Annotated in this window: 21 protein-coding genes; 13 read left to right on the top strand and 8 right to left on the bottom strand. The window is 71.4% G+C overall.

Going from position 1 to position 22,242, the window contains the following annotated elements:
• Positions 1 to 13: 13 nt before the first annotated feature.
• From ASC82_RS28315 to ASC82_RS28295, 5 genes are all read left to right on the top strand, one after another.
• Positions 14 to 1,954, top strand: coding sequence for a copper resistance protein CopC (locus tag ASC82_RS28315; RefSeq protein ID WP_056653842.1), 1,941 nt, complete (start codon positions 14 to 16; stop codon positions 1,952 to 1,954).
• Between the two features lie 71 nt (positions 1,955 to 2,025).
• The gene (gene efeB, locus ASC82_RS28310; protein WP_107106005.1) at positions 2,026 to 3,267 is read left to right on the top strand and encodes an iron uptake transporter deferrochelatase/peroxidase subunit; all 1,242 of its coding nucleotides are present in this window, start codon (positions 2,026 to 2,028) and stop codon (positions 3,265 to 3,267) included.
• A gap of 62 nt (positions 3,268 to 3,329) precedes the next feature.
• The gene (gene pheA / locus ASC82_RS28305; RefSeq protein WP_056653836.1) at positions 3,330 to 4,265 is read left to right on the top strand and encodes a prephenate dehydratase; all 936 of its coding nucleotides are present in this window, start codon (positions 3,330 to 3,332) and stop codon (positions 4,263 to 4,265) included.
• Between the two features lie 485 nt (positions 4,266 to 4,750).
• Complete coding sequence (gene serS / locus ASC82_RS28300) at positions 4,751 to 6,040, top strand: serine--tRNA ligase (RefSeq protein WP_056653833.1); 1,290 nt, start codon at positions 4,751 to 4,753, stop codon at positions 6,038 to 6,040.
• On the top strand, positions 6,037 to 6,843 hold the full coding sequence (locus tag ASC82_RS28295; RefSeq protein ID WP_056653829.1) for an HAD family hydrolase: 807 nt from the start codon (positions 6,037 to 6,039) through the stop codon (positions 6,841 to 6,843). The genes serS and ASC82_RS28295 overlap by 4 nt, the downstream gene beginning before the upstream one ends.
• 130 nt (positions 6,844 to 6,973) lie before the next feature.
• On the opposite strand, the gene ASC82_RS28290 is transcribed toward ASC82_RS28295, so the two are convergent.
• Both ASC82_RS28290 and lpdA read right to left on the bottom strand, forming a co-directional pair.
• The gene (locus ASC82_RS28290; protein WP_242427822.1) at positions 6,974 to 7,591 is read right to left on the bottom strand and encodes a rhomboid-like protein; all 618 of its coding nucleotides are present in this window, start codon (positions 7,589 to 7,591) and stop codon (positions 6,974 to 6,976) included.
• Between the two features lie 94 nt (positions 7,592 to 7,685).
• The gene (gene lpdA / locus ASC82_RS28285) at positions 7,686 to 9,089 is read right to left on the bottom strand and encodes a dihydrolipoyl dehydrogenase (protein WP_056653822.1); all 1,404 of its coding nucleotides are present in this window, start codon (positions 9,087 to 9,089) and stop codon (positions 7,686 to 7,688) included.
• 123 nt (positions 9,090 to 9,212) lie between these two features.
• On the opposite strand from lpdA, the gene ASC82_RS28280 reads away from it, so the two are divergent.
• Together ASC82_RS28280 and ASC82_RS28275 are read left to right on the top strand one after the other, a co-directional pair.
• Positions 9,213 to 9,893 (top strand): FCD domain-containing protein, encoded by a 681-nt coding sequence (locus tag ASC82_RS28280; protein ID WP_056653816.1) that lies wholly within the window; start codon positions 9,213 to 9,215, stop codon positions 9,891 to 9,893.
• On the top strand, positions 9,890 to 11,185 hold the full coding sequence (locus tag ASC82_RS28275) for an MFS transporter (RefSeq protein WP_056653813.1): 1,296 nt from the start codon (positions 9,890 to 9,892) through the stop codon (positions 11,183 to 11,185). Before ASC82_RS28280 ends, ASC82_RS28275 begins: the two co-directional genes overlap by 4 nt.
• A 130-nt stretch (positions 11,186 to 11,315) precedes the next feature.
• On the opposite strand, the gene ASC82_RS28270 is transcribed toward ASC82_RS28275, so the two are convergent.
• The 4 genes from ASC82_RS28270 to ASC82_RS28255 are packed head-to-tail and all read right to left on the bottom strand — an operon-like array spanning position 11,316 to position 14,831.
• A complete protein-coding gene (locus tag ASC82_RS28270; RefSeq protein WP_056653810.1) occupies positions 11,316 to 12,035 on the bottom strand; it encodes an ABC transporter permease in 720 nt (239 codons plus the stop codon).
• A gap of 14 nt (positions 12,036 to 12,049) precedes the next feature.
• Positions 12,050 to 12,961, bottom strand: coding sequence for an ABC transporter ATP-binding protein (locus ASC82_RS28265; protein WP_056653807.1), 912 nt, complete (start codon positions 12,959 to 12,961; stop codon positions 12,050 to 12,052).
• On the bottom strand, positions 12,958 to 13,869 hold the full coding sequence (locus ASC82_RS28260; RefSeq protein WP_024760470.1) for an ABC transporter permease subunit: 912 nt from the start codon (positions 13,867 to 13,869) through the stop codon (positions 12,958 to 12,960). The genes ASC82_RS28265 and ASC82_RS28260 overlap by 4 nt, the downstream gene beginning before the upstream one ends.
• A complete protein-coding gene (locus ASC82_RS28255; protein ID WP_056654381.1) occupies positions 13,866 to 14,831 on the bottom strand; it encodes an ABC transporter ATP-binding protein in 966 nt (321 codons plus the stop codon). The genes ASC82_RS28260 and ASC82_RS28255 overlap by 4 nt, the downstream gene beginning before the upstream one ends.
• Positions 14,832 to 15,058: 227 nt before the next feature.
• Here ASC82_RS28255 and ASC82_RS28250 point away from each other — a divergent pair, with 227 nt between their 5' ends.
• The 6 genes from ASC82_RS28250 to ASC82_RS28225 all read left to right on the top strand — a co-directional run bounded on the left by ASC82_RS28250 (position 15,059) and on the right by ASC82_RS28225 (position 20,973).
• Positions 15,059 to 15,904, top strand: a complete 846-nt coding sequence (locus tag ASC82_RS28250) for a M24 family metallopeptidase (RefSeq protein WP_024760468.1) — start codon at positions 15,059 to 15,061, stop codon at positions 15,902 to 15,904.
• Positions 15,905 to 15,960: 56 nt separating this feature from the next.
• Positions 15,961 to 17,751: an SDR family oxidoreductase gene (locus ASC82_RS28245; RefSeq protein ID WP_056653804.1), complete on the top strand. Its 1,791-nt coding sequence runs from the start codon at positions 15,961 to 15,963 to the stop codon at positions 17,749 to 17,751.
• Positions 17,752 to 17,894: 143 nt separating this feature from the next.
• Entirely contained in the window at positions 17,895 to 18,824 is a 930-nt protein-coding gene (locus ASC82_RS28240) for a MerR family transcriptional regulator (protein WP_056654378.1), read from the top strand.
• A 115-nt stretch (positions 18,825 to 18,939) separates the two neighbouring features.
• Positions 18,940 to 19,482, top strand: coding sequence for an RNA 2'-phosphotransferase (locus tag ASC82_RS28235; RefSeq protein WP_056653801.1), 543 nt, complete (start codon positions 18,940 to 18,942; stop codon positions 19,480 to 19,482).
• Between the two features lie 106 nt (positions 19,483 to 19,588).
• Positions 19,589 to 20,041 carry a hypothetical protein gene (locus ASC82_RS28230; RefSeq protein WP_056654375.1) on the top strand — a complete coding sequence of 151 codons (453 nt, stop codon included), beginning with the start codon at positions 19,589 to 19,591 and terminating at the stop codon, positions 20,039 to 20,041.
• A 29-nt stretch (positions 20,042 to 20,070) separates the two neighbouring features.
• Complete coding sequence (locus ASC82_RS28225; protein WP_056653797.1) at positions 20,071 to 20,973, top strand: LLM class flavin-dependent oxidoreductase; 903 nt, start codon at positions 20,071 to 20,073, stop codon at positions 20,971 to 20,973.
• A gap of 10 nt (positions 20,974 to 20,983) precedes the next feature.
• On the opposite strand, the gene ASC82_RS28220 is transcribed toward ASC82_RS28225, so the two are convergent.
• Both ASC82_RS28220 and ASC82_RS28215 read right to left on the bottom strand, forming a co-directional pair.
• Positions 20,984 to 21,493, bottom strand: coding sequence for a DUF6083 domain-containing protein (locus ASC82_RS28220; protein ID WP_242427809.1), 510 nt, complete (start codon positions 21,491 to 21,493; stop codon positions 20,984 to 20,986).
• A gap of 192 nt (positions 21,494 to 21,685) precedes the next feature.
• The gene (locus ASC82_RS28215) at positions 21,686 to 22,207 is read right to left on the bottom strand and encodes a MarR family transcriptional regulator (protein ID WP_056653794.1); all 522 of its coding nucleotides are present in this window, start codon (positions 22,205 to 22,207) and stop codon (positions 21,686 to 21,688) included.
• Between the last annotated feature and the right edge of the window lie 35 nt (positions 22,208 to 22,242).

The raw sequence follows: 22,242 nt of genomic DNA, 5'->3' as shown, positions 1-22,242 counted from the left end.
GAGTGACACAGAGATGACAACCACCACCGCCCCGCGCCTCGGTACCGCCGTGGCCCGGCTGCTGATCCTGGCGGCCGCGCTGCTCGGCACGCTGCTGGCAGGCGCCGCCCCCGCCTCCGCGCACGCGGCGCTCACCGGAAGCGACCCGAGGGACGGGGCGGTGGTCGCCACCGCTCCCAAGGAGGTCAACCTGACCTTCTCCGAGCAGGTCGCCATGAGCGCCGACTCGATCCGGGTCCTCGACCCGGCGGGACGGCGGGCCGACACCGGCGAGATACGCGACCTGTGCAGCGGCTCCATCGTCCGGTACGGAGTCGGGCTCCGCGCCGGACTGCCCGATGGCACGTACACCGTGGCCTGGCAGACCGTCTCCGCCGACAGCCACCCGATCGCCGGCGCCTTCACCTTCTCCATCGGGGCCCCCTCCAAGACCTCCGTCGCGCTGCCCGAGCAGAACGCCGGCGGTGGAATCGTCGGCGCCCTCTACGGCATCGCGCGCTACGTCTCGTACGCCGCCTTCGCCGTCCTCGTCGGCGGCGGCGCCTTCGTCCTGGCCTGCTGGCCGCGCGGAGCGAGCGTCCGCCCGGTCCAGCGCACCGTGGTCCGGGCATGGCTGACCCTCACGGTCGCCACGCTGGCGATGCTCCTGCTCCGTAGCCCCTACACCGGCTCCGGCGAGCTCGCCGACGCCTTCGACCTGGCGGGCCTGAAGTCCGTCCTGGAGACCAAGACCGGGGCCGCGCTCACCTCCCGTCTGCTGCTGCTCGGTGCCGCGGCGCTCTTCGTCGCGGTCCTCTTCGGTTCCTACGCCCGCCGCACCGACCCGAAGGAGAGGAAGGACCTCGCCTTCGGCCTCGGCCTCGGCGGCACCGTCGTCGCCGCCGGCATCGCCGGCACCTGGGCCCTGGCCGAGCACGCCTCGACCGGCATCCAGCCCGGCATCGCCATGCCGGTCGACATCCTGCACCTGCTGGCCGTCGCCGCCTGGCTCGGCGGCCTCACGGTGCTGCTCGTCGCCCTCTACCGTGCGCCCTCCGTCGAACGCTCGGCGGTGGAACGCTTCTCGAAGGTCGCCTTCGGCTCCGTGCTCGTCCTCGCGGCCACCGGGCTCTACCAGTCCTGGCGCCAGGTCGGCTCCTGGTCCGCGCTGACCGACACCCGCTACGGGCAGCTGCTGCTGGTCAAGATCGGCCTGATGGCCGTGCTCCTCGGCATCGCCTGGGTATCGCGCCGCTGGACCCAGCGCCTCGCCGACCCCACGTCCACCGAGGAGCCGACCGAGGCGGAGGCGGATGAGGACGGGGAGGCGGACGAGGCCCTCGTCGACGCCGCCTCGGAGCCCGCGTCCGCGTCCGCTTCCGAGTCCGCCCCCGACCCCGAGCGGGCCGCTCAGCTCGCCCGGCAGCGCGCCGCCGTCGCCACCGCCCGCCGCAAGCGGGAGCGGGACGCCGACCCCGAGCGGGCCGGTCTGCGCCGCTCGGTGCTGACCGAAGCCGCCGTCGCCATCGTCCTCCTCGCCGTGACCACCGTCCTCACCTCCACCGAGCCCGGCCGCACCGAGGAGGAGGCCGGCCGTGCCGGCTCCGCCGCCGGTTCGGCCGCCGTGCCCGACCGTCCCGTCGACATCCGGCTGCCCTTCGACACCGGCGGCGTCGACGGCAAGGGCGTCGTCCGTCTCAGCCTCGACCCCGGCCGCACCGGCGCCAACGCGCTCCACCTCTTCGTCGAGCGCCCCAACGGCAAGCCGCTGGACGTCCCCGAGGTCAAGGTCGCCCTCACCCTGGAGGCGAAGGACGTCGGCCCCCTGCCCGTCGCCCCCGACCGCATCCAGACCGGACACTGGAGCGCGAGCGGCGTCCAGATCCCGATGGCGGGCGAGTGGAAGATCCAGGTGACCGTCCGCACCTCCGACATCGACCAGACCACCATCGACAAGAACGTGAAGATCGGCTGACCCTCGTGACCGAGAGCCACAACAGCGGCAACAGCGACAGCAACGGCAGCGCCGACAGCGGCCACGTCGACATCTCCCGGCGGCGCCTGCTCGGCACCGTCGGAGCGGCGGGCGCGGCCGGACTCGTCATCGGCGCGGCCGGCGGCGTCGGGATCTCCGGGGCGGTGTCGCACGACGACACCACCACCGGTGCCGCCGGCCCGCAGTCGCTGACCTCCGTCGGCGCGACCGAGGTGATGTTTCACGGGAAACATCAGGCCGGTATCACCACCCCTCTCCAGTCCCGCGGTCATCTGATCGCCTTCGACCTCGCCCCGGGCGCCGGTCGCAAGGAGGCCGCCGCCCTGCTGCGCCGCTGGTCGGCCACGGCGAAGGCGCTGATGGCGGGCAAGGCCCCGGCCGGGGACACGGGCATCGCGCTCGACGCCGGGCCCTCCTCCCTCACGGTCACGTTCGGCTTCGGCCGGACCTTCTTCGATCGCACCGGCCTGGCCGCGCGCCGCCCCACCGGGCTCGACCCGCTGCCCGCCTTCTCCTCCGACGCGCTCGACCCCCGGCGGTCCGAGGGCGATCTGTGGGTGCAGATCGGTGCCGACGACGCCCTCGTCGCCTTCCACGCGCTGCGCGCCCTGCAGAAGGACGCGGGCGACGCGGCCCGGGTGCGCTGGCAGATGAACGGCTTCAACCGCTCGGCCGGTGCCACCGCGAAGCCCATGACCGCGCGCAACCTCATGGGCCAGGTCGACGGCACGGGCAACCCGAAGCCCACGGACCCCGACTTCGACCGGCGGATCTTCGTCCCCGCCGGGGCCACCGGCGCCCAGGAGTGGATGGCCGGCGGTTCGTACGCGGTGGTGCGGCGGATCCGGATGCTGCTCGACGACTGGGAGAAGCTGCCGCTGGACCGGCAGGAGAAGGTGATCGGCCGCCGGAAGTCCGACGGTGCCCCGCTCACCGGCGGCACCGAGACCACCGAGCTCGACCTCAACAAGTTCGGGCCTGACGGAAAGCTGGTGATCCCGGACAACGCCCACTCCCGGATCTCCGCCCCCGAACAGAACGGCGGGGCGGCGATGCTGCGCAGGCCCTTCTCCTTCCACGACGGGATCGGTCCGGACGGCACGCCGGACGCCGGGCTCCTCTTCGTCTGCTGGCAGGCCGATCCGCTCCGGGGGTTCGTCCCGGTGCAGCGCAAGCTCGACCGGGGCGACGCGCTGTCCTCGTTCATCCGGCACGAGTCGAGCGGCCTCTTCGCGGTCCCGGGCGGCCCCGCCGAAGGCGAGTACGTGGGCCAGCGGCTCCTGGAGGCGTAACCGCGTCCCGTCACCCCGTTCGAGCGGGCGCCCCCGCGCCCGGCGACCATTAGGGTGACGGTATGTCCGCCACCCGGTTCACGTATCTCGGCCCCGAAGGCACCTTCACGGAGGCCGCGCTGCGTACGCTGCCCGAGGCCGCGACCCGGGAGCTCGTCCCGATGGTCTCGGTTCCGGCCGCGCTCGACGCCGTACGGAACGGGGAGGCCGCCGCCGCGCTCGTACCGATCGAGAACTCGGTCGAGGGCGGGGTGACCGCGACCCTGGACGAGCTGGCCTCCGGCGAGCCGCTGATGATCTACCGCGAGGTGCTGCTGCCGATCGCCTTCGCGCTGCTCGTGCGGCCCGGGACCCTGCTCTCGGAGATCAAGACGGTCACGGGCCATCCGGTGGCCCAGCCGCAGGTCAGGAACTGGCTGCGGGCGCATCTGCCCGACGCCGTGTGGGAGTCGGCCGCCTCCAACGCCGACGGGGCCCGACTGGTCCAGGAGGGCCGGTTCGACGCCGCCTTCGCCGGTGAGTTCGCTGCGGCGACGTACGGTCTGGAACCGCTGGTCACCGAGATCCACGACGCGGAGAACGCCGAGACCCGGTTCGTGCTCGTGGGCCGCCCGGCCCGCCCGGCGGCTCCGACCGGCGCGGACAAGACCTCGGTGGTGCTGTGGCTGGGTGACGATCATCCGGGTGCCCTCCTCGAACTGCTCCAGGAATTCGCGGTGCGCGGGGTGAACCTGATGCTGATCCAGTCCCGGCCCACGGGAGCGGGGATCGGGAACTACTGCTTCGCCGTGGACGCCGAGGGCCATATCTCGGACCGCCGGGTGGGCGAGGCGCTGATGGGGCTCAAGCGGATCTGCCCCAAGGTGCGCTTCCTCGGCTCGTACCCGCGGGCGGGCGTCGCGGTCGAGGACGTGTCGGCGCTGCGGCGCGGGACTTCGGACGTGGAGTTCATGGCGGCCTCCGACTGGCTGGCGAGGGCCCAGGACGGTCGGGCCTGACCCGATACTGACCGACCGCTCCCGCCGCCGGGAGCGGTCGTCCACAGGTACGAACAACTAGTCCTACCTGCATACTTTTCAGTTACCCACAGAGGTTATCCACAGGCCCTCGCTCGGCCTGGGGACAAGTCGACATCGCAATCCGACATGGTCGACAAATCGCCCCAGCCACTCCCTGGCCGCCCCCCGGTCGTCCACAGCGCACTGATGACGCATCCGTCACCGCGTTTCCCCGGATCAACTCTTTGGAGCGAGCAATTCCCACCCGATTGAGTGGGCAAATGGTGTTTGATCACGGAATTACCAGGTCGGCGACGAGAAATCCCCGCGATCTCTCCCGTAGTCCACAGAACTTCCGCACAGCCTGTGGATAAGTGAATGCGGTGGCCCACAGTCCACTTTCCCCTGAGCGGCAATTCGGGCAAAACAACACGCGCGGCGTTATCCGGTGAGGGCGCGCAAGCGGGCACCGGTAGCCTGGTGGGGTGATTGACCTTCGCCTGCTCCGTGAGGACCCCGACCGTGTTCGCGCCTCCCAGCGCGCCCGTGGAGAGGACGTCGCGCTCGTCGACGCCCTGCTCTCCGCCGATGAGCGGCGCAGGTCGTCCGGCGTCCGCTTCGACGAGCTCCGATCCGAGCAGAAGGCGCTCGGAAAGCTGATCCCCAGGGCCACGCCCGAGGAGCGCGCCGAGCTCCTGCAGAAGGCGGAGCAGCTCAAGACCGACGTCAAGGCCGCCGAGGCCGAGCAGAACGAGGCCGACGAGACGGCCAAGCGGCTCCTGCTCCAGCTCGGGAACATCGTCCACGCGGACGTCCCGGTCGGCGGCGAGGAGGACTTCGTCGTCCTTGAGACGCACGGCACCATCCGTGACTTCGCGGCCGAGGGCTTCGAGCCCAAGGACCACCTGGAGCTGGGCGAGGCGCTCGGCGCCATCGACGTCGAGCGGGGCGCCAAGGTCTCCGGCTCGCGCTTCTACTACCTGACCGGCGTGGGCGCCCTCCTGGAGCTCGCCCTGGTCAACGCGGCGATCGCGCAGGCCACCGAGGCCGGCTTCGTCCCGATGCTGACCCCCGCGCTGGTCCGTCCGCGCGCCATGGAGGGCACCGGCTTCCTCGGCCAGGCCGCGGAGAACGTGTACCACCTGGAGAACGACGACCTCTACCTGGTCGGCACCTCCGAGGTTCCGCTCGCCGCGTACCACATGGACGAGATCATCGACGCCGACAAGCTGCCCCTGCGGTACGCGGGCTTCTCGCCCTGCTTCCGCCGTGAGGCCGGCACGTACGGCAAGGACACCCGCGGCATCTTCCGCGTCCACCAGTTCGACAAGGTCGAGATGTTCTCGTACGTCGCGCCCGAGGACGCGGAGAACGAGCACAAGCGCCTCCTGGACTGGGAGAAGCAGTGGCTGACCGGTCTGGAGCTGCCGTTCCAGGTCATCGACGTCGCCACCGGTGACCTCGGCGCCTCCGCCTCCCGCAAGTTCGACTGCGAGGCGTGGATCCCGACCCAGGGCAAGTACCGCGAGCTCACCTCCGCCTCGAACTGCAACAGCTTCCAGGCCCGCCGTCTCTCCGTCCGCATGCGCGACGAGCAGGGTGGCAAGAAGACCGTGCAGCCGCTGGCCACCCTGAACGGCACGCTCTGCGCCGTACCGCGCACGATCGTGGCGATCCTGGAGAACCACCAGCTGCCCGACGGCTCGGTGCGGGTGCCCGAGGTCCTGCGGCCGTACCTGGGCGGGCGCGAGGTCCTGGAGCCGGTCGCCAAGTGAGCCCCTTCCCCTACCGCCTGGTGGCGACGGACCTCGACGGCACGCTGCTGCGCGCCGACGAGTCCGTCTCCGATCGCACGCGGGCAGCGCTCGCCGCCGTGACCGAGGCGGGTGCCGCGCACATCGTCGTCACCGGCCGGGCGGTGCCCTGGACGCGGCACATCCTCGACGACCTCGGCTACGAGGGGATCGCGGTGTGCGGGCAGGGCGCGCAGGTCTACCACGCCGGTGAGCACCGGCTGCTGACCTCGCTGACCCTGGACCGGCAGCTCGCCGGGCTCGCACTCTCCAAGATCGAGGCGGAGATCGGCCCGCTGGCGCTGGCAGCCAGCCGCGACGGCCTGGAGGGCGAGGTCCTGATGGGCCCCGGCTACCAGGTCCAGGAGGGGCCCCTCCCGTACGTCCCGTACGAGGACCCGGCCGAGCTGTGGGCGGCGCCGCTGACCAAGCTCTACCTCCAGCACCCGACGCTGAGCGACGACGAGCTGACGCGGATCGCGCGCGCGACGGTCGGCGGGCTCGTGGACGTCGTCATGGCCGGGCCGGGGATCGTGGAGATCCTCCCGCTCGGCCTGAGCAAGGCGACCGGTCTCTCCCTGGCCGCGCGCCGACTGGGTGTGAAGGCCGCGGAGACGATCGCCTTCGGCGACATGCCGAACGACATCCCGATGTTCGCCTGGGCGGCACACGGTGTGGCGATGGGCAACGCGCACGAGGAACTGCGGGCGGTGGCGAGCGAGGTGACCTCGTCGAACGAGGAGGACGGCATCGCCGTCGTCCTGGAGCGCCTGCTCTCTGCCTGAGTTCACTGAACCGACGACGAAGGCCCGCTCCCCGAAAGGAGCGGGCCTTCGTCGTTCACGGCCTCGCGCGGACGCTGCCCGCGCGCTCGAAGCGGCCGCTTCCGGGAGATCCCCCGTTTCCCCCGCACAACTAGTGTGCTCCGTGCCCCTGTTCGGGAGCGACTGGTTTTCCGCGGGTCAGCGGATAGCAGGCGAGGCCGATCGCCAGGGAGATCGCGTGCCCGAGGTCGGTGTACGTGCGGCCGGCCACGAGCGGTACGAGGAAGAAGGCGACGGCTCCCGCGAGGTAGAACCAGCGCCAGGGGCGGGGCAGCCGGTAGGTCAGGATGCCCACGGAGGCGGCGAGCCCGTAGCTGACCCCGATGTCGACGACGTGCGCCATGCTGCGCGGCACGTCGTGATCGCGGATGGCGTCCAGGACGACCTGCTGGCTGACGAGGGTCGCCGCGATGTGCGCCGTGGCCACGGTGAAGAGCCACTTCGCGGTGCCGATCCAGCGCTCCACGGGGGCGTGGAAGAGCTCGAAGAGGACCGCGTACAGCAGCAGGTCGGCCGGGTCCTCGATCCAGAACGCGCTGCCGAGCAGGGCTCGTACCGGGTGGTGGGCGAGCTGGTGGAGATTGCTGCTGTTGCGGTGGAGGAGATAGGCCTCCAGGCCGGCCGGGGACAGCGCGATGACGAGGCTCGTGATCGCGATGACCAGCAGCCAGACATGCGTACCGGGTGACGAACGCACCCACGACCTGATCGGTCGGGACGGTTCGCCACCCGGCGAGGTGTCGCTGCCCGGGGTTTCTGTGTTCGGCACCTTTCAGTGCCTATCACCCGGGCCGGGAGAATCCTCAGAAATTGATCATGTGTCCGGCAATGCCGTGGATGGCTTCCTTCACGGCCTCGCCCAGCGTCGGGTGCGCGTGGACGTTCCGCGCGACCTCGTGGACCGTGAGGTCCCACTGCTGCGCCAGCGTCAGCTCGGGCAGCAGCTCGGTGACGTCGGGGCCGATGAGGTGGGCGCCGATGATCTCGCCGTGCGTCCCGTCGGCGATGATCTTGACGAAGCCGGTGGCGTCGCCGAGACCGTGCGCCTTGCCGTTCGCCACGAAGGGGAACTTGGCGACCTTGACGTCGAAGCCCTTCTCGCGGGCCTGCGCCTCGGTCCAGCCGAAGCTGGCGATCTGCGGCTGGCAGTAGGTCGCGCGCGGGATCATCGGGTAGTCGAGCTCCATCGTCTCGGCGTCCCCGATGGTCTCGGCCGCGATGACGCCCATGGCCTCGGCGGTGTGCGCGAGCATCAGCTTCGCGGTGACGTCGCCGATGGCGTAGATGTGCGGCACGGAGGTGCGGCAGCGGCCGTCGACGTCGATCGCGCCGCGCTCGGTCAGCGCGACACCGGTGGCCTCCAGGCCGTAGCCGGTGACGTTCGGGGCGAAGCCGATGGCCTGGAGGACCTTGTCGGCCTCCAGGACCTTCTGGACGCCGTCCTTGCCGGTGACGGTGACGCGGACCTGCGGGCCGGACTCGTCGATGGCCTCGACCCGGGTGGAGGTCAGGACGTCGATGCCGAGCTTGCGGTACTGCTTCGCCAGCTCCTTGGAGACCTCTTCGTCCTCCAGCGGGGCGATCCGGTCGAGGAACTCGACGATCGTGACCTTGGTGCCGTAGTTGTTCAGCACGTACGCGAACTCGATGCCGATCGCGCCGGCGCCGGCGATGACGATCGACTTCGGGGCGTCCTCGGCGAGGATCTGCTGCTCGTACGAGACGACGCGGTCGCTGAGGGCGGTGCCCGGGAGCAGACGCGGGGTCGCGCCGGTGGCGATGATGCAGTTGTCGAAGGTGATCGTCTCCGAGGTGCCGTCGGCCTTCGCCACCTGGAGGGTGTTCGCGTCGAGGAAGGTGCCCCGGCCGTTGAACTCGGTGATCCCGTTCTTCTTCATGAGGAAGTGGACGCCCTTGACGCGGCCGTCCGCGACCGAGCGGCTGCGGCGGAAGGCGTCGCCGTAGTCGAAGGTGACGGTGCCGTCGACCTTGATGCCGAAGGTCTTGGCCTCGTGGTTGAAGATGTGGGCGAGTTCGGCGTTGCGCAGCAGGGCCTTGGTGGGGATGCAGCCGACGTTCAGGCAGACACCGCCCCAGTACTTCTCCTCGACGACCGCGACCCGCTTGCCCAGCTGGGCGGCGCGGATGGCGGCGACGTAGCCGCCGGGGCCAGCTCCGAGTACGACGACGTCGAAGCGGTCTGACATGACTGACTCCCGAGGGTGGTGAGGGTGTTCGGTCCGCGTACGGCCCCACAGTAGTCCGGTGTCCCCCGCAGGGTCAGTTGTAGGATGACTGGGCAACCGGGCGAATGGAGAGGTCGGAACGGCATGGCACTCAAGGCGGCGGGGCGGACCTCGTTGGTGGACTCCGCGGTGGAACAGCTCCGGGCGCAGCTCGCGGACGGGGAGTGGGCCGTCGGCGACCGCATCCCCACCGAGCACGAGCTCGCGCAACAGCTAGGCGTGGGCCGCAACACCGTCCGCGAGGCGGTCCGGGTCCTCGTCCACGCCGGCCTCCTGGAGTCCCGGCAGGGCAACGGCACGTTCGTCAGGTCGACCGCCGATCCGACCGCCGTCCTGCGCGGGGTGCGCCACGCGGGCGCGGCGGACGTGCTCGAACTGCGGGTCGCCCTGGAGGCGGAGGCCGCCCGGCTCGCGGCGGTACGCCGGGACACCCACGACCTGCTGCGGCTCCGGGCGGCGCTGACCACCCTGCGGGAGGAGGGCGACCGGGACGCGGACGCGGACCTCGCCTTCCACCTCGCGGTCGTGGGCGCGACGCACAACGCCGCCTTCGTCGAGGTCTACCGCTTCTTCTCCACGCAGGTGCACGAGGTGCTGGTGGAGGCGCTCGGCGACCGGGAGATGCCGCCCGTCGACATCGACGCCCACGAGGCCCTGGTGGAAGCGGTCGAGGCGGGCGACCCGGAGGCGGCGGAGCGCCAGGCGCGGGAGCTGCTGCGGGTGCCGCTGGAGACGATCGCGGCACTGCCGGAGCAGAACCGATGAGCCCGATACGTACGGGCGACGAGGCCCTCGCCGAGGCACCCGCGCGCGTCCTGGTCGACGCCGAGGCCGGTGTCCCGCCGTCGGCCGAAGGGGTGGCGGCCCGGCGCGCGCTGCTCGCGCACCCGGCGGTGCTCCTCGTCGGGATCGTGCTGGCCTCGCTGAACATGCGGGTCGCCCTGGCGAGCGTGGCGCCCCTGGTGGGCGAGGTCTCCGCCGCCTTCGGTCTGTCCTCGACGGCGAGCTCGCTCGTCACCTCGGTCCCGGTCCTCTTCCTGGGCGTGGGCGCGCTGGTCGCTCCGTGGCTGGGGCGCCGCTTCGGCGCCGAGCGGGTGCTGTTCGCCGCTCTCCTCCTGCTCGGCGTCGGCATCCTCGCGCGCGTACTGCCCTCTGTGTACGCGCTGTACGGCGGCGGGATCCTCGTCGGCACGGCGATCGCCCTGCTCAACGTGCTGATGCCGGGGATCGTCAAGCGGGACTTCCCGGACCGGGCCGCGGCGATGACCTCGGTCTACACGGGCGCGCTGATCGCGGGCGCGACGGTGGCGGCGGCCGCCTCGGTGCCGCTGGAGGAGGCCCTCGGCGGCGGCTGGGAGGCCTCGCTGGGCTTCTGGTCGCTGCTCGCCGGGGTCGCGGCGCTCGCCTGGCTGCCGCAGGTGCTGATCGCCAAGGGCCGCACGGGGCATGCGGTACGGGCCGTCCCGGCGGCCGGCGCCAAGCCCCCCGTGAGCATCTGGCGCTCGCCGCTGGCCTGGCAGGTGACCCTTTTCATGGGCGGCCAGTCGCTCTGGTCGTACGTCCTGATCGCCTGGATGCCGACGATCTTCACCGATCACGGCATGAGCCGCTCCACGGCCGGGATGATCTTCGCCTTCAACACCCTGACCCAGATCGTGGGCGCCTTCGTGGTGCCGCTGCTCGCGGGCCGGATGCGGAGTCAGCGCCCGCTGATCGTGCTGGTCACGACGCTCGTCGCGGCCGGTTACGCCGGTCTGCTGATCGCGCCCGCCGAAGGCGCCTGGCTCTGGGCGGCGCTGCTCGGCGTCGGCCAAGGGGGCGCGCTGGGCCTCGCGCTGACCCTGATCGTGCTGCGCTCGGGGGACGCGGTGACCGCGTCCAGGCTGTCGGGGATGGCGCAGACGGTCGGCTATCTGCTCGCCGCGGCGGGCCCGCTGGTCGCCGGCGCCCTGCACCAGGCCACCGGCTCCTGGACCCTGCCGATCTCGCTCGTCCTGTGCGTCTGCGCGGCGTCCCTCGCCGTGGGCCTGCTGGCCGCGCGGAACCGCACGGTCTGAGAACGGCGATCCGGCGATATGCCGGTCCGACGTCGGTGAGGGGGTGGCGGTACGGCTCCGGGAGGGCCTCCCGGAGCCGGGGCGACGACCCTCGGAGCCGTACCGCCGCCGTGTCGTCCCGGCCCTGGGCCTACTCCTCGCCCGCCAGGGTCAGCGTCCGCAGCTTGTAGCCGGCGAACCAGGTCGCCACGACCGTGACCGCCACGAGGAGCACGGTCGCCGTGGTGAGTCCGACCTCGGAGTCGATCAGACTGTCGCCGGTGACCTTCTCCGCGAGGGCGAGCGACCACTGCTGGACGCTCAGGGTCTTCGCGCCGGAGATCAGGGAGCCGAAGAGGGTCTCCCAGACCAGCGCGTAGACGAGGCCGATGACCACCGCGTGCCGGCTGACCGTGCCGAGCAGCAGGAACAGCGCGCTGTAGGCGATGGAGGCCACCAGGGCCGCCACCGTGTACGCGACGGCCACCTGCTGGCCGTTGCCGTTGAGGACGAAGCCGGCGATCAGCGTCGGCACCGCCGAGAAGACCATGGTCACGGCGATCGCCACGATGAGCTTCGTGAAGATGATCGAGGACCGCTTCACCGGCTTGGACAGCAGATAGACGATCGAGCCGTCGTCGATCTCCGGCCCTATCGCGCCCGTACCGGCGATCACGCCGATCAGCGGCACCATCGTGGCCAGCGCGAAGCCGCCCAGGACGTCGGCGGCGACCTGGTCGTCCGCGCCGTTGAAGGCGCGCACGGCCGCGGCGATGAGCACCAGCAGGGCGGGCAGCAGGAAGAGGATCAGCGCCCGCCGGCGGCCGAGGAGGGCCCGGTAGGTGAGCCGGGCGACTGTGGGGTTGTACATCGGTCAGGCTCCTTTCAGGCCGCGACGAGATACGAGAAGACCGATTCGAGGGACTCGTCCGAGGGCGAGACCGTCAGGAGGCGGATGCCCCGGTCCTTCGCGACCCTGGGCAGCAGCTCCGTGAACCGCCCGAAGTCCACCGCCTGGACGCGCAGTCCGCCGTCCACCTGGTCGACCTCGATCCCCGCCGTGGACGGGTCGGCGATCAGCGCGGCGGCCAGCGCCCGGTCGTCGCTGGAGCGGACGAGATAGCGGTGCGGCCGGTCCGTCATGAGCCGGCGGATCTTGCGGAAGTCGCCGGAGGCCGCGTGCCGCCCGGCCACGATCACCTCGATGTGGGAGGCGAGCTGCTCGACCTCCTCCAGGATGTGCGAGGAGAAGAGGACCGTGCGGCCCTCCGCGCCCATCCGCCGCAGCAGGTCCATCAGCTGCATGCGCTGGCGCGGGTCCATGCCGTTGAACGGCTCGTCCAGGAGGAGCACGGACGGCTGGTGCACGAGGGCCGAGGCCATCTTCACGCGCTGCCGCATGCCCTTGCTGTACGTGGAGATCTTGCGGTCCTGGGCGTACTCCATCTCGACCGTGGCGAGCGCCGCCTGGGCCTCCTTGTCGCCGAGGCCCTGCAGTTCCGCGTTGGCCACGACGAACTCGCGGCCGGTGAGGAAGTCGTACATCGCCTCCCGCTCGGGGACGACACCGATCTGGCGGTAGACGGACTCGTTCCCCCAGATCTTCTGGCCGTCGAGCGTGACGCTGCCGGTGGAGGGGTCGAGGAAGCCGCCCATCATGTTGATCAGGGTGGACTTCCCGGCGCCGTTCGGCCCGAGGAGGCCGGTGACACCCGGGGCCACCGACATGGTGACGTCGTTCACGGCCACGACGTTTCCGAACCAGCGGGAGACGTGGTCGATGTGGAGGGTGGTCACAGCCCGACCTTTCGGTAGCGGCGCATCAGGATGCCGTACGAGCCGGCGATGAGCGCGAGGACGACCAGCACGTAGACCACGCCGACGCCGGTGCTCGGGCCACCGAGCTCGGGGAAGCCGGGGGGCGCGCCGAGGAAGGCGCTCTGCACGCCGTCGATGAGGGTCATCGGCGAGAAGAGGCCGATCCACTGGATGGCGCCCCCGTTGTCCGTCGCGAAGGCGATGCCCATGAGCGTGGAGACCGCGCCGTACGACACCGTCAGGACGGCGATCACCGCGGCGACTCCGAAGCCCCGGCGCGGGGTGAGGGCCGCCATGACGAGGCCTATGCCGCCGAAGAGCACCGAGAGCAGCGCCACGGAGACGAGCCCCTGTCCGAACATCTTGGTCTGCTCGGCGAAGTCCATCTTGGCCAGCAGCGAGCCGATCCAGAGGATCAGCAGCGGCGAGGCGGTGAGGATGAAGAGCGCCGAGGCCATCGCGCCGAACTTGGCGAGGACGTAGTCCGCGCGCTCGATCGGGCGGGAGAAGTACAGCGGCACCGTCCGGAACCGGAGGTCCCGGGAGACGGACTGGGGCGCCTGCGAGGCCAGGTAGATGCTGATGACGACCTGGAGGTAGAGCGCGTACTGCGTGTACTCGATCGAGAGCTTGGACTGCTTCCCGACGACGGCGACCGCGACGAGGATCAGCGCCGGGACGCACATCACGGCGAAGAGGATCATCGGCAGCACCTTCGACTTGGCGCTGCGGCCGAGGCCGTAGGCACCGCGCAGGGACTGCGAGAAGAGCGACCGGCGCGCGTAGGCCCGGCCGAGGCGCGGGCCGTCGTAGGACCGGTAGCCGATGTTGTGGATCTGCGTCGTGTCGGGAGCGGCCTGGGAGGGGTGGGGCAGCTGGGTGCTCATCGGGCCGGCACCTCCTCGTGCCGCGGGGGCGTCTCGGGCCGGAAGACCTCGGCGATGTGGTGACGGCGCTGCTCCATGCGGACGAGACCGAGGCCGAGACCGGCGACGGTGTCCCGCACGAGGTCGTACGTCTCCTCGCCGGCCGCCTCCAGGAGCAGGATGTGACCGGCGCCGGGCAGGCCTTCCTCCACACCCGCGTGGAGGACGACGCCGGCTTCGGTGAGGGCCGCGCGGAGCGCCCCCGTGCCGTCGGGGTGGCTGTCGGAGTCGGTGACCTCGACCGCGAGCGTCGTCGTGGTCCGGGTGAAGTCGCTGGTGGAGCTGGAGCGGAGCAGCTGCCCGCCGTCGATGACGACGACGTGGTCGCAGGTGCGCTCCAGCTCGCCGAGGAGATGCGAGGTCACGAGGACGGAGATGCCGAAGTCGGTCCAGACGCGGCGGATCAGTCCGAGCATCTCGTCGCGGCCGACCGGGTCGAGGCCGTTGGTCGGCTCGTCGAGGAGGACCAGCTTCGGGTCGTGGACGAGGGCCTGCGCGAGCTTCACCCGCTGCTTCATGCCCGTCGAGTAGCCGCCTATCGGGCGGTACCGCTCCTCGTACAGGCCGACGTGGCGGAGGGTGTCGGCGGTCCGCTCCCGGGCGGCGGTCGCGGGCAGGCCCGACATCCGCGCCATGTGGACGACGAACTCGGTGGCCGAGACGTCCGGGGGCAGGCAGTCGTGCTCCGGCATGTAGCCGACCTGCTCGCGGATCCGGGCGCCGGAGGTGCTGACGTCGAGGCCGAGCACCTCGGCGCGGCCCTCCGTGGCGGGGGAGAGTCCGAGCAGGATTTTGATCATGGTGGACTTGCCGGCTCCGTTGGCACCCACCAGTCCGGTCACACCGGGCCCGATGTCCAGGGAGAGCCGGTCGAGAGCGGTCACCCGGGGGAACCGCTTGCTGAGGCTTTCGGTCGCGATCACAGTCACGAGTACGACGGTAGTGGCGTGCGCCACAGCAGTCGTCAGCCCAACGGCTGGATCCTTCTCCGACTAGAGGAGTACAAGCCAGTAGGGGGGTCGAGACGAAAGTCTTTTTCCACAGGCCCGCGTCCGACCCCTTGACTCAGCCGTCGGGCATTGTCACATTCATCGGTGTCAAGTTACGGACGCGTAGTGCGATCGGGCGCTCACACGGGACGGCGGATGGCATGGCCTCAGCAGTGAAAGGCGAACTCTCCGCGGAGCTGCGGGGGTTCAGGGAAGTACAGCGGCTCTCGTACGAGTGCGCGGAAGCCGTCGCGGCGCAGCTCAAGCCGGGGGTGACCGAGCGCGAGGCGGCCCGGATGCAGCGCGAGTGGCTGTACGAGCGCGGGGTGCGGGACTGGTTCCACCGGCCGTTCGCCTGGTTCGGGGACCGCACGGCCTTCGTGGACTTCAAGATCCCCCTGCAGTTCTTCCCGACGAACCGGCGCCTGGAGGCGGGGATGCCGTTCATCCTCGACATGGCGCCGGTCTACAAGGGACACACGGCCGACATCGGCTACAGCGGCTGCCTGGGCCTCAACCCCCTGCACGACAAGCTGCTCGCCGACCTCCGCGACCACCGCGAGCTGATCCTGCGCGAGGTCCGCGAGCGCCGCACGCTGCGCGAGATATACGAGGACGTGGACCGGCTCATGGTCCGCCAGGGGTACGCGAACCGGCACCGGGCCTATCCCTTCGGCGTCATCGCCCACAAGATCGACCGGGTGAAGGAGCGCCGCTGGTCGCCGACGCTCTTCGGCTTCGGCACGCAGGCGCTCAAGGGCCTGGCGAGCGACGCGGTCCACGGCCACCGGGACGGCTGGTCGCCGCTCTGGTCGCCGTACACATTCTCCGACCACCCGCCCGTGCCCGGGCTGTGGGCGGTCGAGCCGCACCTCGGATTCCGGGGGACGGGCGCGAAGTTCGAGGAGATCCTGGTCGTCACCGACTCGAAGGATCCCGAGCAGAGCGCGTTCTGGCTGGACGACGATCTGCCGCACGTGCGGCGCTGGAACGAGGGGGCGGTCTGATGGCAGGGCTCAAGGGCGCGGGGCCCGAGGGTGCGGGACAGGGCGTGAGGCAGGGCGTGGGGCTCAAGGGCGCGCGGGAGCGGTGGGTCCGTACGGGCGGGGTCGAGCTTTGTGTCGCCGAGCTCGGCGACACGGGGCGGCCGACCGTACTGCTCGTGCACGGCTACCCGGACTCCAAGGAGGTCTGGTCGGAGGTCGCGGCCCGGCTGGCCGAGGAGTTCCACGTGGTGCTGTACGACATCCGGGGCCACGGCCGGTCGACGGCTCCGGCCCCGCTGCGCGGCGGCTTCACCCTGGAGAAGCTGACGGACGACTTCCTCGCGGTCGCCGACGCCGTCAGCCCGGACCGCCCCGTCCACCTCGTCGGCCACGACTGGGGCTCGGTGCAGTCCTGGGAGTTCGCCACCGTCGCGCGCACCGAGGGGCGGATCGCCTCCTTCACCTCGATGTCGGGGCCGAGCCTCGACCACTTCGGGCACTGGATCAAGCAGCGCATGGCCCGGCCCACCCCCCGCCGGGTCGGCCAGCTCCTCGGCCAGGGCGCCAAGTCCTGGTACGTGTACATGCTGCACACGCCCGTGCTGCCGGAGCTCGCCTGGCGCGGGCCGCTCGGCAAGCGCTGGCCGAAGATCCTGGAGCGCGTCGAGAAGGTCCCGGCCGGCGACTACCCGACGCCCTCGCTGCCGAGCGACGCGGCCCACGGCGCCTGGCTCTACCGGGACAACGTCCGAGCCCGGCTCGGCAGGCCGCGCCCCGACGCGTACGCGCACGCGCCCGTGCAGCTGATCACGCCGACCGGTGACGCCTTCCTCTCCGAGCGGCTCTACGACGACCTGGGCACCTGGGTGCCGGACCTGACCCGACGCACCCTGCCCGCCAAGCACTGGGTGCCGCGCACCCGGCCCGACCAACTCTCGGCCTGGATAGCGGACTTCGTCCGGGCCAACGAGGACCCGGCGACCAAGGCACCGAAGCCGGTCGCGGCGACGGCGGCGAAGAGCAGGGTGAGGCCGGAGTACGCGGAGCGGTTCGGCGGGCAGTTGGTCCTGGTGACCGGGGCGGCCAGTGGCATCGGGCGGGCCACCGCCTTCGCGTTCGCGGAGGCCGGCGCCCGGGTCGTCGCCGTCGACCGGGACGCCGAGGGCGCGGGCCGCACGGCCGAGATGGCCCGGCTGATCGGCGCCCCCGAGGCCTGGGGCGAGACCGCCGACGTCGCCGACGAGCAGGCGATGGAGAAGCTGGCCGCGAAGGTGGCGAGCGAGTACGGAATCGTCGACGTCCTGGTCAACAACGCGGGCATCGGGCTCACCGGCTCCTTCTTCGAGACGACCAGCGAGGAGTGGAAGCGGGTCCTGGACGTCAATCTGTGGGGCGTCATCCACGGGTGCCGGATCTTCGGCGCGCAGATGACCGCGCGCGGCCAGGGCGGTCACATCGTGAACACCGCCTCCGCCGCGGCTTTCCAGCCCTCCCGGGCCCTGCCCGCGTACAGCACGTCGAAGGCGGCCGTGCTGATGCTCAGCGAGTGCCTGCGCGCCGAACTGGCCGACCAGGGCATCGGGGTGTCCGCGATCTGCCCCGGCATCGTCAACACCAACATCACCGCGACGACGCGGTTCGCGGGGGTCACGGACGCATCGGAGGAGAAGCGGCGCCAGAAGAAGGCGTCCCGGCTCTACGGTCTGCGGAACTACCCGCCGGAGAAGGTCGCGGACGCGATCCTGGGGGCGGTCCTGCACGACCGGGCCGTCGTCCCGGTGACCCCCGAGGCCCGGGGCATCCACGCCCTGTCCCGGCTGAGCCCGGGCGCGCTGCGGGCGTTCGCCCGCTGGCAGCCGCCCGCGTAGGCCGGTCGTTCCCTCCGCGTCCGCCGGATGCGGAGGGAACGGCGGACGCGGAGGGACCGGGGGAGGGCAGGCGGTCGTACGATCCCTCCCAGGAGGGGCCCCGTCGGCGACGGGGTGCGAGAAAGCGGGCGGTGGGAGCGGTCTTGTCCGAGCAGTCAGCACAGCCGGAGTACCGGATCGAGGATCTCGCGCATCACAGCGGGGCCACGGTCCGGACGATCCGCGCCTACCAGGACCGCGGTCTGCTGCCCCGCCCCGAGCGGCGCGGCAGGTCCAACGTGTACGGGGACGCGCACCTCGCCCGGCTGCGGCAGATCGCCGACCTCCTCGACCGCGGCTACACCCTGGCCTCGATCAAGGAGCTCCTGGAGGCCTGGGACACGGGGCGGGGCCTCGGCGGGGTGCTCGGCCTGGTCGCGGAGGTCCACGGTCCGTGGACGGACGAGGAGGCGGACCGGATCTCCCGCGCGGAGCTGGACGCCCGCTTCGGCGGCACACCGGACGAGGACGCCATCCGGGAGGCCGTCGAGCTCGGCGTACTGGAGCGGCTGCCGGACCGGGAGGCGGAGGAGTACCTCGTACCGAGCCCGCAAGAGCTCGCCGTGGCCGTCGAGTTGTACGCGGCGGGGGTGCCGCTCCCGGCAATCACCGGGCACCTGAGGGAGCTTCGCGACCAGGTCGAGCACATAGCGTCCCGTTTCCTGGAGTTCACGACCGAGCACGTCTTCGCGCGCTATCTGGAGCACCGGCCCCCGACGGACGCGGACGCGGCCGAGGCGGCGACGATGGTGCGCCGGCTCCGGCCGCTCGCCCAGCAGACGGTCGACGCCGAACTGGCTCGGGCGATGCGCCTGTTGGCCACCCGGCACCTCCAGCTCCACCTCTCGCCGGACGCGCCGCCGACGAAGGACGACGAGCCCCGCGCGGTGGCCCTGCCGGTCGGAACGATTCGGGCCGTACAGAATCTCGTTGGCGCGGAGGGTGTCGCGGCCTTCATCATGGCCGCCACCGAACGAGAGCTCCACAAAAGGACATTGGATACTCTTGCCGCAACTGGCAAGATTCCCGACTAATTTACCCAATGCCCCTTAAATAGCAGGTGCGTTGTCCACAGAATCGCCAACTGGCCTGTGGATAAACCACTTTGGCTGTGGATCAAACATGTCCGCTTCAATTCCTGGGAGAACGATGGACGAACGACGCACGGTGAAGGTGTCGAAGTACCTCTCGAAGCATCTGCGTCACCAACCCGAGCGCATCGGCCTGGTCCTCGACGCGCAGGGCTGGACCGAAATCGACGCCCTGCTGCGGGCGCTGGCCGCCCACGGCTTCCCCGTCACCCGCGAGGAACTCGACCACGTCGTCGCGACCAACGACAAGAAGCGCTTCGCGATCGAGGGGACCCGCATCCGCGCGAGCCAGGGCCACACCGTCGAGGTGGACTTGGACCTGCCGGTCGCCGAGCCGCCCGCGTACCTCTACCACGGTACGGTCGCGGACCGGCTTCCCGCGATCCGGGCGGAGGGGCTGCGTCCCATGGCCCGCCACCACGTGCACCTCTCCCCCGACCGGGAGACCGCGACCCGGGTCGGCGCCCGCCGCGGCCGGCCGATCGTGCTGAGCGTCGACGCCGGAGCCATGCACCGGGCGGGACATGTCTTCCACGTCAGCGCCAACGGGGTCTGGCTGACCGACGCCGTACCGCCGGAGTTCCTCCGCCTGCCCTCGTGAGCCCGACCTCGTGAGCCCGACCTCCTGAGAGGCCGCGCTCCTGAGGCCGCGCTCCTGAGACCGCGCTCCCACCCGCTCGGCCGGAGGCTGAGGCATGATCGTCCCCATGGCACACCCGCATCTGCCCACCACCGAAGCGGCCGTCACCGCGATCCGCGCGATCGCCCAGGAGTTCCACCTGGAGATGACGGTGACCGACGCCATCGGCGCGGACCAGACCTCCCGGCGCACCTCCTCCGGCGCCTTCACCGTCCTCGATCCGGACGGCTCCCTCCCGCACGAGGCCTACGTCGAGCTGGGCGGCTCCCCCTCGCTCACCGTCCAGGTCTTCCCCGAGGACGATGCCCGGATCACCGTGGACAACATCGAGTTCGCCGACGTGCCCCGCGACGCGGTCCCCGCCTTCCTCCGCTCCGTCCTCGGCGGCCTCGCCCACGTGAAGGGCCGGTTCTTCCCGCCCGGCTACTGGCTGGTCGTCCCCCTCCCCGGCGACAGCACGTACAAGGAGCTCATCCCGGTTAGCTCGCTCACCCCCTGGATGAACCGCAACTTCCGCTGATCCCCGCGGGCCGCCGTAGGCTCGGGACCATGAGCCTGCGTCTGAGCACCGTCATCCTGCCCACCGACCGTTGGCACGAGGGAGGCCGCGAGAAGTGGCGGCGCGCCGAGGAGCTGGGGTTCCACACGGCGTACACCTACGACCACCTCTCCTGGCGCACCTTCCGCGACGGCCCGTGGTTCGGTGCGCTGCCCACCCTCACCGCGGCCGCCGCGGCGACCGAGCGGCTCCGTCTGGGCACGCTCGTGACCTCCCCGAACTTCCGCCACCCCGTGACCCTCGCCAAGGACCTGATGTCGCTCGACGACATCTCCGGAGGCCGGATCACGCTCGGCATCGGGGCCGGCGGCAACGGCTTCGACGCCACCGCCCTCGGGCAGGAGGCGTGGACGCCGAAAGAGCGGGCCGACCGGTTCGGCGAGTTCGTACCGCTGCTCGACCGGCTCCTCACCGAGGAGTCGGTGACGGAGCGGGGCACGTTCTACTCGGCCGAGGAGGCCCGGAACATCCCCGGCTGCGTCCAGCGCCCGCGGCTGCCGTTCGCGGTGGCGGCGACCGGGCCCCGCGGGCTGAGGCTGGCCGCCCGGTACGGGCAGGCGTGGGTGACCACCGGCGACCCGAAGATCTTCGAGGAGGGCACCCCGGAGCAGTCCGTGGAGGCGCTGCGCGGCCAGATCGAGAAGCTCGGCAAGGCGTGCGCCGAGACCGGCCGGAACGTGGCCGAGCTCGACAAGATCCTGCTGACCGGCTTCACCCCGGACCGCGGTCGTCCGCTGGAGTCCCTGGACGCGTTCGTCGACTTCGCCGGCACCCACCGCGACCTCGGCTTCACCGAGATCGTGATCCACTGGCCGATCGCGGACTCCGACTTCGCCGCCGACCAGGCCGTCTTCGAGAAGATCGCCACCGAGGCCCTGGCGCAGCTGGGCTGAACCCTCGCCGTCACCTCGCCCTGTGGCGTCGGGCGTGCCCGCGCCACAGGGCGAGGAGAGTCGGCGAGTCGGCCGGGGCGGGCCGCGCCGGACAGACGTCGAAGTGGCTGATCCGGCAGGTGTCGGAAGGTACGGCGGAGCCGAGGGCGACCGCCGTGCCGTCGCCCGCGATCCGCCAGCGTCGGCCCGCCGGAACGACCCGGGCCGCCAGCTCCCCCGGCTCCATCAGGACCCAGCGCCCTCGCAGCGTGCGGTGCCACGCGGCCCCTGCCCCGCACCCGTCGCATGTCCCGGTCGACGGACGCCGTGGGTCCGGTACAGCCCTTCCGGTGCGGGCCGCGATCGTCACGGCGGCGGTCATGCCGGCCAGTACGTCCCCCACCAGCACCGGTTCCCGTACGGGACGGTCCGATCCGGCCCGCTCGCAGGTCCCGCAGAGGGCCATGCCGAGGTTCGCGATCCAGCTGCCGTACGGCGCGCCACAGACCTCGCACGCGTCGGACCACCGGCCCGAGATCATGCCCTCCACCCCCTGAGCGCCGCCGGCTCCCCTGTCTTCTGAGGGTCTTCCCCGCACACCCCCGAACCGAACGGACGTTTACGGCCACATCCATACGACTGGTCAGGTCGTCCGGTCGGGGTCGGCCGGTCAGGTCGGCCGGTCAGCGTCGGCCGGTCAGGTCGGCCGGTCAGGTCAGGTCAGGTCAGGTCGTCAGCGTCGGCCGGACCGCTTCGACAGGTGGCGGTAGCCCGGGTGGACGCCCGGCGTGAGGCCCTGCTGGTCGGCGACCCGGCCGAGGAGTGCCGTCAGCCCGACCCGTTCCTCCGGGTCGAGAGCGGCGAAGAGGTCGTCCTCGTGCGCGCCGGCCGCCTCCCGGACCCGTGCGAGCACCCGGCCGCCCTCCTCGGACACGTACAGCTCGTGATGACGGCGGTCCTCGGTGCTGCGGCGCCGTTCCACGAGCCCCTTCTGCTCCAGGTTGTCGATGAGCGCGACGACCCGGCTCGGTACGACGCCGAGGTCGGCGGCGAGCGAGCGCTGGCTGCGCCCCGGGTCCATGGCGATCATCCGCAGCAGGCCGACATCCGGCGGCGCGAGGCCGAGTTCGCCGACCCGTTCGCCGAAACGCTCCGCCGCGTGTGCCCCGAGCTGGGCGAGCAGGAACGCGCCGAAGCGCGGGGGTGCGGCTGGGGCCGCTCCGGGATCTTCGGCTGGTTGCCGGTCGGTACTCACACGGCTATGGTACGAGACAAGAATGATTCTCTCTA

It is taken from the genome of Streptomyces sp. Root431 (assembly GCF_001426585.1).
In the GTDB taxonomy this organism is placed as follows: domain Bacteria; phylum Actinomycetota; class Actinomycetes; order Streptomycetales; family Streptomycetaceae; genus Streptomyces; species Streptomyces stackebrandtii.
The sequence above is the reverse complement of the archived record's forward strand: the minus strand, read 5'-3'. Positions and strand labels throughout refer to the sequence as shown.

Coding starts and splice junctions, on each gene's coding strand:
- ASC82_RS28315 (WP_056653842.1), top strand. CDS start 14: ATGACAACCACCACCGCCCCGCGCCTCGGTACCGCCGTGGCCCGGCTG.
- pheA (WP_056653836.1), top strand. CDS start 3,330: ATGTCCGCCACCCGGTTCACGTATCTCGGCCCCGAAGGCACCTTCACG.
- lpdA (WP_056653822.1), bottom strand. CDS start 9,089: ATGTCAGACCGCTTCGACGTCGTCGTACTCGGAGCTGGCCCCGGCGGC.
- ASC82_RS28280 (WP_056653816.1), top strand. CDS start 9,213: ATGGCACTCAAGGCGGCGGGGCGGACCTCGTTGGTGGACTCCGCGGTG.
- ASC82_RS28275 (WP_056653813.1), top strand. CDS start 9,890: ATGAGCCCGATACGTACGGGCGACGAGGCCCTCGCCGAGGCACCCGCG.
- ASC82_RS28270 (WP_056653810.1), bottom strand. CDS start 12,035: ATGTACAACCCCACAGTCGCCCGGCTCACCTACCGGGCCCTCCTCGGC.
- ASC82_RS28260 (WP_024760470.1), bottom strand. CDS start 13,869: ATGAGCACCCAGCTGCCCCACCCCTCCCAGGCCGCTCCCGACACGACG.
- ASC82_RS28250 (WP_024760468.1), top strand. CDS start 15,059: ATGGCCTCAGCAGTGAAAGGCGAACTCTCCGCGGAGCTGCGGGGGTTC.
- ASC82_RS28235 (WP_056653801.1), top strand. CDS start 18,940: ATGGACGAACGACGCACGGTGAAGGTGTCGAAGTACCTCTCGAAGCAT.
- ASC82_RS28230 (WP_056654375.1), top strand. CDS start 19,589: ATGGCACACCCGCATCTGCCCACCACCGAAGCGGCCGTCACCGCGATC.
- ASC82_RS28225 (WP_056653797.1), top strand. CDS start 20,071: ATGAGCCTGCGTCTGAGCACCGTCATCCTGCCCACCGACCGTTGGCAC.
- ASC82_RS28220 (WP_242427809.1), bottom strand. CDS start 21,493: ATGATCTCGGGCCGGTGGTCCGACGCGTGCGAGGTCTGTGGCGCGCCG.